Raw genomic sequence first — 12,559 nt, forward strand, 5'->3', positions numbered from 1 at the left:
GGAGAGACGCCCGACACTCCGGCTGACGCGCGCTCAGACCACGGCGCAGACCGTCTTGGTTTCGAGATAGTTCTCGAGGCCCGGCGCTCCGTTTTCATATCCCCAGCCGGATTGCTTGTGGCCGCCCTTCGGCAATTCGGGTGAGAAATACGAATGGCAGTTGATCCAGACGGTGCCTGAACGAATACGGGCGGAAAGCCGATGGGCAGAACTAAGGTCCTGTGTCCAGACGCTGGCCGCAAGCCCATAGGGCGAATCATTGGCAAACAAAATGGCCTCGACGGCATCATCGAACGGTGTGACAGCCACCACGGGGCCGAAGATCTCCTCCCGCATCATTCGCATGTCCTGACGGACGCCGGTCATGACTGTTGGCCGATAGAAGGTCTTTAGCTCCCCGTCCTGCGCGCCACCTGTGACGATCTCGGCGCCTTCTTTGGCGCCCTCTGCCACGTAGCGCGCGACATGATCGGCCTGCCGGCGATCGACGAGGGGGCCGAGGTCCACATCCGGATCGAGCCCATGGCCGAGCCGCAGCTTGGCCGCCTCTTGCGCCAGTCCTTCGACCAGCCGCTGATAGATCGACCGATGGGCATAGACACGCGACCCGGCGACGCAGACCTGGCCGCCATTGGCAAAGATGCCGCGCGCGATGCCGGGGATGGCAAGCATCATGTCGGCATCCGGCATGACAATGGCCGGCGACTTGCCGCCGAGCTCCAGCGTCAGCTTCTTGAGGTTGCCGCGTGCAGCGCCGACGATCAGCTTGCCCACCTCGGTCGAGCCCGTAAAGGCGACCTTGTCGACCCCGGGATGGGCGGTCAAGGCCGCACCGACGGTCTCGCCCATCCCGGTGACGATATTGACGACACCGCGCGGAAGCCCGGCCTCGAGCATCAGTTCTGCAAGCCGCAGTGTCGTCAGCGACGTCTCCTCGGCTGGCTTCAACACGACCGTGCAGCCAGCCGCCAGCGCCGGCGCCAGCTTCATGGCTGCCATTAGCATCGGCGAGTTCCACGGCGTGATGGCAGCGACGACCCCGATCGGCTCGCGCGTCGTGTAGGCGAATATCTTCTTGCCCGGCGGCTGGTAGCCGATGGAGGTCGGGATCGTCGTGCCGAGGATCTTGGTGGTAAAGCCGGCGTAATAGCGAAACTGCTCGGCCGAGGCGGGGATCTCGCCGAAGCGTCCGGTCTTGAGAGATTTTCCCTGGTCGAGAGTCTCGAGTTCGGCAAGTTCATCGACATGGGCATCGATGAGATCGGCGATGCGCCACAGCAATTTGCCCCGCGCCGAAGGCGTCATGCCCCGCCAGGCATCTCCCTCGAATGCTTGCCGTGCCGACGAGACGGCGGCATCGATATCCGCTGCTCCTGCCGCCGCCAGTTCGGCGAGAGACTTGCCGGTGGCTGGGTCGAACGTCGTGAACGTGGCGCCGGAGGCGGCCGCGACCCACGCGCCATCGATCAGCAGTTTCTTGTCTGTTTGTGCCAGAAAGCGTCGCGCGCCTTCGCTGGCGGGCTCGAAGATGCGGATTGGGATGGTCATGGGTTTGGATCTCCCGGCCCGCAGGCCAATTGAGCAGCTTCAAGCCGCGCCGATGAGTTGAGCGCACCGCGAATGATCGAATGATAGCCGGTGCAGCGGCAAATATTGCCTTCGAGCGCAGAGAGAATCTCCGCTTCGCCAGCGGCCGGCAGGTCGATGAACAGCGCCGTCAGGGCCATCAGGAAGCCGGGCGCGCAGTAGCCGCACTGGAAGGCGTTTTCTTCGGCCAGCGCTGCCTTCACGACCCGCGCGATCTCGAAGGCATCGATCCCCTCCGGCGTGACGATGTCTGCATCCGGCAACTGCCATGCCATGACCAAGCAACCATTGACGGCAAGGCCGTTCATCAAAACGGTGCAGGCGCCACATCGGCCGATGCCGCAGGCGATCTTGGTGGCGGTGAGACCGAGTTCGTCGCGCAACAGTTCGGCCAGCCGCATATCCGGCGGCACTTCGAGGGCGACCGTTTCGCCGTTGAGGCGGAATTTGACGTGCGTCGTCGCCACGGTGCTCATGCCCGCCCCGCCATCGCATCGAGGATTGCCTCCGGGGAAAGCGGCAGGCTGAGCGGCCGGTGGCCGATGGCACCGGCAACGGCATTGGCAATCGCCGGCGCGATGGCGCCGATGCCGAGTTCGCCGGCCCCGCGCGGCCCAAGCTCGTCGCCCGCGTCCAGATCTTCCAGGGCATAGACCGACATTGCTGAAGCACTGTCCCTGATGCCGGGCATCATGTAGCTGTCAAAATTGCCGTTCATGTTGGTGGCGTCGTGCATCATGGCGTCTTCCGTCAGCGTAAACCCGAGCCCCTGGATGGCGCCACCCTCCATCTGACCGAGATAGGCGGCGACGTCGATGACCGGGCCTGCCGCCGTGTGCTGCCTGATGTCCATGACGCGCACGCTGCCGGTCACGCGGTTGACGGCAACCCGCACCAGACATGCCCCGAAGGCGAAGATGTAGCGGGCGTTGCCTGCCTCATAGTCCGTCTTCGGAAAGTCGAAGGCGACCGTCGCGCTGGGCAGCGCGTCCGGCCCCAGCGAGCGGGCCAGCTCACGGTAGGTGAGGAGAAGGTCCCCGCTGTTGCTGCCGGCGTCGGCAAAGCCACCGGGTGCAAGCCGCAAACTCATTGCCGGACGTCCGATTTTTAGTCCGGCGGCCTCGAGCAACTGTGGCGCCAGCAGCGCGCCGGCGGACTTGGCCACCTGCCAGACGACATAGCCGCCGCGCGATGCCGTGGTCGAGCCGGAATCGGGCGCAAGGTGGGTATCCCCCGTCACCGGCAGGACATCGTCACGCCCGCAGCCAAGCCGGTCGGCAACGGCTGCCTTGATCGATGTCAGCAGGCCCTGCCCCATTTCATCGAGGCCATAGGCCGCTTCGATAAAGCCGTCTTTGGAGAGAGCAAGCCTGCCGCCGGCCGGGTCGGGAACCAGCGAGCCGAGACCATTGCCCTGATAGTTCAACGCCATGCCGACCCCAACGATCTCCTCGGGCCCTGTCCCGTCCGCCTCCTGCCACAGAGAACTTGCGGCAGCGGCATCCAGCATCTCGGACAACCGCTCTGAGGTAGACACAATCTGCCCGAGATAGCCGGGCGCGCCGGGCTGGCGCAGATTGCGGCGACGAATCTCGACCGGCGTCAGGCCGCAGAGGTCTGCCAGCAGATCCATCTGGCATTCGATCGCATAGGTCATCTGGTTGGCGCCAAAACCTCGGAATGCGCCGCAGACACCATTGTTCGTATAGGCAAGGCGACCCCGGGTCTCGACGTTCTCTAAGATGTAGGGTCCGGCCACATGTTCGAGCGCGGTCTCAAGAACGCCGGGACCGAGCGATGCGTAGGCACCGGCGTCGGAGAGGACATCGACCTCCTGGGCGAGCAGCCGGCCATCGGCATCACAGGCGGTGCGCATGCGGATCGTCATCGGATTGCGCTTGATGCCGGCAACGACCGATTCTGCGCGCGACAGCTGGATGCGAACCGGCTTCCCTGTTTTCTCGGCAAGAAGCGCCAGTGCCGGCTGCACCGTCAGTTCGTCCTTGCCACCGAACGCGCCGCCCGTCGGGCTGGTGACGACGCGGATCGTCTCCTCCGGCCGCCCCAGAATTCGCGCAAGTTGCTGCCGGTCGCGGGCACCGTGCTGGCCGCCGGCGAAGATCGACAGAACGCCGCCCGCCTCCACCTGCGCATAGCCGCCTTCTGTTTCCATGAATCCATGCATCTGCCGTGGCGTCGTATAGACGCGCTCGACGATGTGGGCCGCAGTGGCAAAGCCTTGCACCACGTTGCCGCGTGAAAAATGCAAGCTTCGCTGGAGATTGCCACCCTCGTGCACGGCGGCCGCATCATGGGCTAGAGCCTGCAGCGGATCGGTGACGAGTGGAAGTGCGGCATATTCGACCTTGATGAGATCGAGCGCTGCCTGTGCCGTCCTTTCGTCGACGGCGGCGACAGCCGCGACCGCATCGCCCTTGTACCGCACCTTGTCGAAACATAGTGCCGGTTGATCCTGCACGACGATACCGAAGGCGTTGACACCATTGATGTCGCGATGGGTGACAACGGCAGCAACCCCCGGCAGAGCCTGCGCATCGCGCGTGTCGATCGAGACGATCCGGGCGTGGCCGACGCCAGCGCGCAAGATCCGCCCGACCAGCATGCCGGACATTCTTCGGTCGGTAAGGTAGGCCAGCTGGCCAGCGATCTTGGCCTCCACGTCCGGGCGCGTGTGCCAGCGCTGCCGCTGGTCCCTCCGGCTCAGCCGAATTTCTGCTGCGAGCGGCGGCGCTTCCAGCCGGCATCTGCGGGATCGTGCGGGCAATTCGGGCAGCCCGGCCAGGCCATGGACCAAGGCATTGGCAGCGACGTGGCGGCGGTAGCGGCCAGATCGAAACATATCATCGGGAGCAGATATTTCGTCTATCAACCGGGCGTGCAGCGCGTCCCAGTCGACATCGGCCCAAGCGAGACCCCCGAGGCTCGCCTCTGTTGCAACCAGGCGTGTCGCTGCCACGATGCCACCGCCGACAGCAAGCCGCACGGTTTCGATCCTGCCATCCGTTAGTCCGATGAGGCCGGAAATGCCGATGACACTCGGAGTGAAGGCGGCGCGCAATCCGATTTTTCGCGTGGTCCAGCGAAAGACAGGGAACGTCTTGGGAAGGATGACAGCCTTGATTACTTCATGCGGAGTGGCGGGCTGCGATAGCCAATGGCGGAGGCTTTCGCGCCCGGTGCCGCCTGTGCGGGCGATTTCCAGGCAAGCATCAAGCGCCAGCAGGGCCGGCAGCAGGCAGCCACTGCGGCCGGCGATATTGCCACCGATTGTGCCGATATTGCGCACTGCGGGGCCCGCCACCGATGCTGCCGATACCGCGAGCATCGCCAATCGCTCGGCAACCAGCGGATCCCTCAAGAGCGCCGACAGCGGCGTAAGGGCTCCGATGCGGATGATCTTGTCGTCGAGCGAGATACCGGTCATCTCGCCTATGCCCCCGAGATCGATCAGTCTTACCGGTTTCGCCGCACCTTTTGCCCACTCGAGTTGCAGGGCCGTTCCGCCGGCGACGAGACGCGCATCCTCGATATCCCGCATCATGCCGAGGGCATTCCCGACGGACGACGGATGGAGCACGGTGAAGGCGGCGCGGGTCATCGTCAGCCGGCCTCCATCGTTGTGCCGAAACGGATACCCTTTTCCTTTAGCCAGCGGCGGTAGGCGACGGAGGAGCTGTCTGCGCGGGTCGGGATTTCCTGGCGCGGTTCCAGTGGCAACAGAAGCGGCCGCTGGTTCTCGACGACGATGCGGTCCTGCAGGAAAATGATCTGCTCGAAGTGTAGCAGCGAGGTATGCGTCGAGGCGTTGTCGACCAGATACATGACGGGCTGTGCCCGACAGAGACCCTCTTCTATCGGCTGGATGAACAGCGCAATGGCGTCGAGCCGATCCGGCGCTGTCGGGCAGACGCGATAGAGCATGACGCAGAAAGGCGTGGGCACGCGGTAGGTCAGTTGTACGAAGGCGCCTTCGCTCTCGGTGGCAGCAATGCGCGGCTGGAAGAAGGTACAGTTGGTCGCCCAGACCTCGTCGACATCGCGGCGGACCTCACTCAGATAGCCCGGCACTTCGGTGTGCGGCTCCGAGCCGAGGATGTCCGTGTGAACGAACGGGAAATGTGCCATGTCGAGGAAATTTTCGACGACGCGAAGGCCTGATGCCCGCATCCTCACCCAGCCGCAGGGTACAAACCGGCGATCGGTCTCCGAGGCTTGCGAGATGTTGAAGATGTCCCTGTTCGGATGGCCGAGCGTCGTCCAGACGCAACCGTATTTCTCCTGCGCAGGCAAGGGTGCGCCAGACGCCACGCCGGAATGCACTTCGCAAATGACAATCCGCCCGCCTTGCTGGCGCACGATCTCGATGTCCTGTCCGAGCAACCGTGTCCGCACGGGCACTCCGGTGACGTCCGCTGCGGTCTCGACAGCGTACCATTCGTCCAGTGCAGCCCTGTCGGATGTCTTTGCCATGGAGGCTCCTATTCAGCCTTCGTCCACTGCGCCGTGCCGCCGGCGTTCTCTGCCAGCCATGCCGCACGGCGAGCAAAATGCGGCGGTGCGATGCGGTGGATCTCGGCGATGATTGCCTTCATGTCGCCGGTCTTCAGCATGCCGTCCTCGACTAGGATCTTCCCGTCGACCATCGTCATGCTGACATCGCCGCCGCGAACGGCGTGGACGAGGTTGTGCTGGAGGTTGAAATAGGGGCCCTCGCCGAAAACCGGCGTCATGCGCGGCGTATCGGTGCGCACGGCGATCAGATCCGCGCGCTTGCCCGCTTCCAGCGAGCCGATCTCGTGATCGAGCCCGATGGCGCTTGCACCTGATATCGTCGCCATGCGCAGGACGTCCCAGCTATCCATCGCGGCCGCATCGAGATCCTTCAGCTTGCCGAGCAGGGAGGCGACCTTCATTTCCTCGAACATGTCGAAGTTGTTGTTTTCCTTCTCGCCATCCGTGCCGATCCCCACCGGTACGCCGGCTGCCAGCATCTCGCCAACGAGGGCGATGCCGCTTGCAAGCTTCATGTTGCTCACCGGGTTATGGGCGATGGAGACATTGTACCTCGAGATGAGCTCGATCTCTGCCGAATCGAGCCAGACCCCGTGGGCGATCATGGTGCGCGGTGCTTCGAAGAAACCGAGCTCTTCGAGCGCAAACATCGGCCGCTTGCCATAGCGCTTGCCGAACTCCGCCAGCTCGATCTCTGCTTCGCTGCAATGGGTGTGAAAGCCGGTGTCATATTTTTTGGCAAGGGCGATGCCGCGTTGCTGGCCTGCCTCGTCGGCATAAAAGAGGTGTTCAAGCCCGACCCAGACGTTGATGCGGCCATCCGCCTTGCGATGCCAGGTCTCGATCATCGCCTCGTTCATGTCGAGCGTGTCGAAATAATTATATTCCGGGTGCTCGCCAACATAGGGCACGGCCACCAGCCGGTTGCCGATGGCGGCCGCAGCCTTTGCGCTGCCGTCCATGTATCGCCACATGTCGACGACAGTCGTCGTGCCGCCGAGGACAGATTCCGCGTAACAGAGCCAAGACGCCGCCTCCGCCTCGTGCGGCTGCAGCATGCGGTGCATCGGGTTGATATGCAGGGTCAGCCAGTCCCAGACGGGCAGGTGCTCCGCTGTGCCGCGCAGGAAACCGGAATGGGCGTGGGCATTGATGAGCCCGGGCATCAGGACGGAATTCTCGATCTTTCTGACGGACACCTCCGGATGTTCGGCCACGAGTTCGGCAAGCGGCGCCACCGCCTCGATGCGTCCGCCGTCGATCAGTACGGCACCACCCGTCACGACGCGATTTGCCGGATCCATGGTCAGGAGATGGTCGCCGGCGATGATCTGTCTTGCACTTGCCATGATGGGTTCCAATTTCGTTTATCCGGTCCCGCGCCGAGGGCTCAGGTCCCGGTTGCGGTGAGCAGGAAGTCGGCCGCCCGCTCGCCGATCATCGTTACCGGCGCGTGGGTATTGCATGTCGGAATGATCGGGATCACGGAGGCGTCGGCAATCGTCAGCCCGGCGACGCCCATGACCCTCAGCCTGCTGTCGACCACAGCCATTTCCCCGCTGCCCATCGCGCAGGTTCCGCAGACATGGAAAAAGGTCGAGCAGGCGTTGCGGATGTAGGCGATGATGTCCTTTCGGCCGAGCATCGCCGGCGGGGCTGCGTATCCGCCGAACCAGTCCGCATAGGCGGGCGTTGCCGCGAGCGCCATTATCATTTCCACCGAGGTGACGAGGGCGTCGAGATCGCTCGGTTCAGCAAGGTAATTGGGCTGGATTTCCAGCGCGCCGCCCGGCTCCGGGCTCAGCAGCCTCAAATAGCCGACGCTCTTCGAGCGCATCAGCCCGCAGCCGATCGAAAAGACGTCACTGGGAAGATCATAGAGTTCACGAATGCGCGGCTCGGCGCTGTTGCCCTGGACGGGAAAGGCATGCAGGTCGGCTTGCGGCAGATGAGTGCTCGACTTCCAGTTCATCATCGTGCCGCCGCCATTGCCGATCGTCGGCCCAAGCGGCTGCCTGGCGCGAAAGACGCAGGCCTGCACCAGCGGATGATCCTGGAGATTGCGGCCGACGCCTGCAAGTGCGGCACGGACGTCTATCCCAAGCCGCCTCAACTCGGCGGGATCGCCGATGCCGGACATCATCAGCAGGCGCGGCGTGTCGATCGCTCCAAGGGCGAGAACGATGCCGGTCGTTGCTTCGGTCTCGTGCGGACGGCCGTCGACCAGATGGGTAACGGAAACGCACCGGCCGTTTGCGATCCCGAGGCGGATCGCGAACGAATTTGTCGCCACCGTCAGCCGCTCGTTGTCGAGCACCGGCTCGAGATAGCCTTTCGCCGAACTCCAACGCTTGCCACCGGATATGTTGAAATTGGAAACGGCAGCACCCTCGTTGTCGGGGCCGTTGGGATCGTCGATGACGGGAATGCCGAGCGCCCGGGCGCCGTCGAGCATCGCCGCGGCTGTCGGGTGCAGTGTCGCACATCGCTCGATGCGCAACGGGCCGCCTGCACCGCGCAGGTCCGATGCGCCGTCCTGCCAGTCTTCCGAGCGCTTGAAGAACGGGAGCACATCCTTGAAAGACCAGCCCTTTGCGCCGGCAGTTTCCCAGGCATCGTAGTCCATCGGATGGCCGCGATACCACATCATCGCATTGATGCTGCTGGAGCCGCCGAGCACCTTGCCGCGCGGAATGCCGATGACGCGATTGTTGACGGCAGGCGTCGGCGCATAGTCGTAGCCCCAGTCGTAGCGGCTGCGGCCGAGCGGCACCCAGGCCGCCGGGTCTTCGATTTCGGGAATGCCGAAGCCCGAGCTTCCGGCTTCGATCAAGAGCACGCTCGCGTCGCTGCCGTCGATCAGACGCCGTGCCACCGCGCAGCCGCCCGACCCCGATCCGACGACGATATAGTCGTAGGCCCTGGAAAGCGGCTTCTGGGGAATGGCGACGGCGGACATCGAACGATAGTTCCTGTTCAGTTGTGCTCGCTGGGGCCCATGATGACGATGCCTTCGCTCGCCTCGACATGGCGGACGAAGATGTATTTGTCTTCCCGGCCATCGCTGTGCTTGCGTTTGATGTCCGGCTGCACCGTGCCGGCAACCTTGGCGACGATGACATAGGGGACGTCGGCTGCAAGCCCTGCGGCGCAATGGGCGTCGAACTCTTCCACGTTGCGTGCCGTGAAGGCATTTTCGATGCCGCAGCCGCGCGCGATGGCAGCGATATCGACACGTCCGAAGGCCGTATGCGTCGGCGGGCCGCCGATCGACTGGTAGATCTCGTTGTCCCAGACGACGACAAGGAGGTTCTTCGGTTGCTCGTTGCCGAGCGTCGCGAGAATGCCGAGGTTGAACATCATGCCGCCGTCCGTATCCAGCGAGACGATGCGCCTGTGTGGCAGGCCGGCGGCAAGTCCGAAGGCCTGGGGGGTGACGCAGCCGAGTTGCTGCTGGAAAAGGCTCGCTTCCCGCATATGCGGCGCCGCGTTGTACCATTCGTCGACGCTGCCACCGAGGGAGAGGATGACGAGCTCATCCTTCAGCCGGGCCGAAAGGGCTTTCATGCAATCGAAGCGTTTCATCGGACGATCTCCCCGCCAAGCGCGATTGCCGAATGGTAATAGGCCGCATAGGACCACTTGAAGGCGTCGGTGATGGCCCGCTCGATCGCCTCTTCCTCGCGCACGATCCGGTACGGAATGCGCAGCGCGTCGAGCACCGGCTCCATGGTTATGCCATGGGGGATCGCCCACCAGTTGTTCTCGCCGAGCTCGCCGCGATAGCTCATCAGCATGACGACCGGGATGCCGGCACCAAGGCCCATGCGCGCCAGGGGTTCGACAGACGCCCTGAGCCCGGAATTTTCCATCACCAATGCTGCCCGTTTGCCGGACAAAAAAACCCCGCCACAGATCGCGGCGCCCTCTCCCTCGTTCGTGACGCGGATCGTGCGGATATCGGGATCGGCATCAAGCGCCGGGTAGAGCTCCTTGAACAGCGAGTCCGGCAGGTAGCAAACGACGCTCACGCCGGCCTTTTTCAGGCCACGGATGACAGCGTCAACAGCAGATTTTTTCATCGGGCATCCTCTCTTCCCGGTCAGGGTGACAAATGCCGGATGTTCCGAATAGGGTCTTATTTTCGATCCATGCAATGCGCCAAAAGCAACATGTCATCATGTTCGATCTTCCGATCCATCAAGCGACTGCGCCAGAAGCCTGCCCATCGCCGAGGCGGCGTCCGACATTTCCTTCTCCGAGCGCGAGAGAAGCATCAGCTTGCGCGGATTGACCTTGGCGTCGTGCAAGGGGACGAACGTCAGCGTCCCATCGGCAATCTCCTGTTCGATGCCGACACGGGTCTGCAGCACCGTGCCGAGGTCGCGCTTGGCAAGATCGATCATGAGCCCGATGGAGTTGGTGCGCGCGCGGGGCGTGAGGTCGACGAAAGATCGGCTGAAGGCATCCTCGACCCAGGCGCCGAGCGTCAGGCTGGCGTCAGACAGGATGACCCGTTCGCCGGCAAGGTCGAACAGCTTCAGTTCCTTCTTCTGCGCATGACGGCTATCCGGGAGCGCCAGTACGCCGAGCGGCAACAGCACAGTCGAAATGCGCCGCACATTGCGCGCCACTTTGACGTCGAACACGACAGCAAGATCGCATTCGCCAGCGGCCACGGCATCGGCGGCCTGCTGCGATCCCATCACCCTGACATCGACGGAGATCTCCGGGTGCCGCTTCCAGAATTCCTGCAGGGCGTCCGGCATCAATCCCCGCGAGACGCTTTCGATGATGGCGACGGAGACGGTACCGCGATGCAGTCCGTTGAGATCGTTGATCTCGGTGCAGGCGCGCTTCAGTTCCGACAGGCTGAGACGGGCGTGATAGAGCATCAGTTCACCGGCGCTGGTGAGCTTCAGCCGCTGGCGGACACGCTCGAAGAGAGGCGTGCCGAGCTCTTCCTCGAGCTGCTTCAGGATACGGCTGATCGAGGACGGTGCGACGTTCAGGGCCTGGGCTGCCTGGCGAATGGAGCCAAGACGCGCCACGAGCTGAAAGTAGTGGAGACGGGTGGCCACAAGCCCGAGCCGAAACGGATCCATCATGCCAACATGCCCATAAGCCGCGCCTTTCCGCTCTCAGTGATAATCGGGAATGCCGGGCATGGTCAGGAAGCCCTTGAGCGAGCGGAAATGCCGGATCCAGCGTCGCAGCGCCGGGAACTCCGCGTGATCGATGCCGAAATCGCGGCTGAGGGCGAAGGATGGGAAAAGCATGAGGTCGCCAAGCGTCGGACCGCTGCCGCAAAACCACTCCAGCCCATCGAAATGGCGGATTGTCATGTGGTCGTCCATGATCCGGAAGGCTTTGCGGGCCGAGGCGCGAAGCGTTGTTTCGTCACCGGGCGTATCGAACAGCGCCTGCAGCCGGGCCGCCACCGCCGGGCCAAGGGCAGTGTCGCCAAAGCCGACCCATCGGACGACGTCGGCGAAGGCCTTCGGGTCGTGCGGCAGCCACTGTTGCGCCGCGTCGTGCGCCCGGGCAAGATAAAGAAGAACGGGCGCCATGCCGTAAACGACGAGATCGCCATCCTTGACGACGGGAAGCGTCCCGAGCGGATTGAGAGCCAGCATGGCCGGCTTCCCGTGCTCCTGCCCCGGAAACATGTCGATGGCCACGGTCTGCCAATCCAGCCCGAGCATGGATAGCAAAAGGCGAGCGCGGTAGCTGTTTTCGTCGAGTTCGTAGCCGTAGAGGGTGATTTCCGGCATCAGGCCATCTCCGCCGTTTGCTCGAGTTCGAACCGCATCTTTTCCATCAGGCGGGCGTGGTGCGCCTGCCTGCCGCTTGCCTGCGGGGAATGAGGGCCGAGAATGACACCGTGAATGGCGGTCTTGTCGGGGGAGACTTGCTGGACGGCCATGAGCAGCCGGTCGCCATCCGCCGCCAGCAGTCCGGTGTTGGCATCCAGATGTTTCATTCCTGCCTGATCGAGCGCCGCGAGCACATCGCTGATCGGACAATCGACATAGAGGCTGCGGACGGGCGCGAATTCTGCGGCACCCACGGCATCTGGCAAAACGGCCTCGCTGGATGCCGTCGCCCAGATGATCCCGTAGTCCTCCCGCGCAAGATATGTCGGCACCTTGATCGTCGAAGGCACGTCCAGCGCAGGATGGGCCGGGATGTAGCGGCACTGACCGGCAGCATCATACTGCCAGCCGTGGTAGAGGCAGGCAATATGGTCGCCGCGCACGAAGCCGAAGCTCATCCGCATGCCGCGATGCGGACAGCGATCCTCCCAGACATGGACGATGCCGCTGCTGTCGCGCCAGACGACGATCTCCTGCTCGTCGACGACGGCACCCGCCGAGGTTCCGGGCTCGATCGAGGACGAAAGCCCGACCGGCACCCACCCTGCTTCCAGTCTCATGAT

11 protein-coding genes are annotated in these 12,559 nt (G+C 63.7%); all 11 read right to left on the reverse strand.

The window, feature by feature from the left end:
* Window positions 1-33: 33 nt before the first annotated feature.
* On the reverse strand, window positions 34-1,548 hold the full coding sequence (locus EQW76_RS23635; RefSeq protein ID WP_143123281.1) for an aldehyde dehydrogenase family protein: 1,515 nt from the start codon (window positions 1,546-1,548) through the stop codon (window positions 34-36).
* Window positions 1,545-2,063, reverse strand: coding sequence for a (2Fe-2S)-binding protein (locus EQW76_RS23640; protein ID WP_143123282.1), 519 nt, complete (start codon window positions 2,061-2,063; stop codon window positions 1,545-1,547). Before EQW76_RS23640 ends, EQW76_RS23635 begins: the two co-directional genes overlap by 4 nt.
* The gene (locus tag EQW76_RS23645) at window positions 2,060-5,206 is read right to left on the reverse strand and encodes a molybdopterin cofactor-binding domain-containing protein (RefSeq protein ID WP_143123283.1); all 3,147 of its coding nucleotides are present in this window, start codon (window positions 5,204-5,206) and stop codon (window positions 2,060-2,062) included. Before EQW76_RS23645 ends, EQW76_RS23640 begins: the two co-directional genes overlap by 4 nt.
* A 2-nt stretch (window positions 5,207-5,208) precedes the next feature.
* Complete coding sequence (locus EQW76_RS23650; protein ID WP_143123284.1) at window positions 5,209-6,078, reverse strand: aromatic ring-hydroxylating dioxygenase subunit alpha; 870 nt, start codon at window positions 6,076-6,078, stop codon at window positions 5,209-5,211.
* An 8-nt stretch (window positions 6,079-6,086) separates the two neighbouring features.
* Window positions 6,087-7,469 (reverse strand): amidohydrolase, encoded by a 1,383-nt coding sequence (locus EQW76_RS23655; RefSeq protein WP_143123285.1) that lies wholly within the window; start codon window positions 7,467-7,469, stop codon window positions 6,087-6,089.
* A gap of 41 nt (window positions 7,470-7,510) precedes the next feature.
* Window positions 7,511-9,079 carry a GMC family oxidoreductase N-terminal domain-containing protein gene (locus EQW76_RS23660; RefSeq protein ID WP_143123286.1) on the reverse strand — a complete coding sequence of 523 codons (1,569 nt, stop codon included), beginning with the start codon at window positions 9,077-9,079 and terminating at the stop codon, window positions 7,511-7,513.
* 17 nt (window positions 9,080-9,096) lie between these two features.
* Entirely contained in the window at window positions 9,097-9,705 is a 609-nt protein-coding gene (locus EQW76_RS23665; RefSeq protein ID WP_142831385.1) for a thiamine pyrophosphate-dependent enzyme, read from the reverse strand.
* Window positions 9,702-10,202, reverse strand: a complete 501-nt coding sequence (locus EQW76_RS23670; RefSeq protein ID WP_111222304.1) for a thiamine pyrophosphate-binding protein — start codon at window positions 10,200-10,202, stop codon at window positions 9,702-9,704. The genes EQW76_RS23665 and EQW76_RS23670 overlap by 4 nt, the downstream gene beginning before the upstream one ends.
* A gap of 96 nt (window positions 10,203-10,298) precedes the next feature.
* On the reverse strand, window positions 10,299-11,228 hold the full coding sequence (locus tag EQW76_RS23675) for a LysR family transcriptional regulator (RefSeq protein ID WP_224128719.1): 930 nt from the start codon (window positions 11,226-11,228) through the stop codon (window positions 10,299-10,301).
* A 33-nt stretch (window positions 11,229-11,261) separates the two neighbouring features.
* Window positions 11,262-11,894, reverse strand: a complete 633-nt coding sequence (locus tag EQW76_RS23680; RefSeq protein WP_142831384.1) for a glutathione S-transferase family protein — start codon at window positions 11,892-11,894, stop codon at window positions 11,262-11,264.
* Complete coding sequence (locus EQW76_RS23685) at window positions 11,894-12,556, reverse strand: Rieske (2Fe-2S) protein (RefSeq protein ID WP_142831383.1); 663 nt, start codon at window positions 12,554-12,556, stop codon at window positions 11,894-11,896. The genes EQW76_RS23680 and EQW76_RS23685 overlap by 1 nt, the downstream gene beginning before the upstream one ends.
* Window positions 12,557-12,559: the final 3 nt, after the last annotated feature.

The sequence above is a fragment of the Rhizobium sp. rho-13.1 genome, assembly GCF_007000305.1.
GTDB lineage: Bacteria > Pseudomonadota > Alphaproteobacteria > Rhizobiales > Rhizobiaceae > Rhizobium > Rhizobium rhododendri.

Bases quoted from the DNA above. Each gene is read 5' to 3' on its own strand.
- EQW76_RS23635 (WP_143123281.1), bottom strand. From the start codon at position 1,548: ATGACCATCCCAATCCGCATCTTCGAGCCCGCCAGCGAAGGCGCGCGA.
- EQW76_RS23640 (WP_143123282.1), bottom strand. From the start codon at position 2,063: ATGAGCACCGTGGCGACGACGCACGTCAAATTCCGCCTCAACGGCGAA.
- EQW76_RS23645 (WP_143123283.1), bottom strand. From the start codon at position 5,206: ATGACCCGCGCCGCCTTCACCGTGCTCCATCCGTCGTCCGTCGGGAAT.
- EQW76_RS23650 (WP_143123284.1), bottom strand. From the start codon at position 6,078: ATGGCAAAGACATCCGACAGGGCTGCACTGGACGAATGGTACGCTGTC.
- EQW76_RS23655 (WP_143123285.1), bottom strand. From the start codon at position 7,469: ATGGCAAGTGCAAGACAGATCATCGCCGGCGACCATCTCCTGACCATG.
- EQW76_RS23660 (WP_143123286.1), bottom strand. From the start codon at position 9,079: ATGTCCGCCGTCGCCATTCCCCAGAAGCCGCTTTCCAGGGCCTACGAC.
- EQW76_RS23665 (WP_142831385.1), bottom strand. From the start codon at position 9,705: ATGAAACGCTTCGATTGCATGAAAGCCCTTTCGGCCCGGCTGAAGGAT.
- EQW76_RS23670 (WP_111222304.1), bottom strand. From the start codon at position 10,202: ATGAAAAAATCTGCTGTTGACGCTGTCATCCGTGGCCTGAAAAAGGCC.
- EQW76_RS23675 (WP_224128719.1), bottom strand. From the start codon at position 11,228: ATGATGGATCCGTTTCGGCTCGGGCTTGTGGCCACCCGTCTCCACTAC.
- EQW76_RS23680 (WP_142831384.1), bottom strand. From the start codon at position 11,894: ATGCCGGAAATCACCCTCTACGGCTACGAACTCGACGAAAACAGCTAC.
- EQW76_RS23685 (WP_142831383.1), bottom strand. From the start codon at position 12,556: ATGAGACTGGAAGCAGGGTGGGTGCCGGTCGGGCTTTCGTCCTCGATC.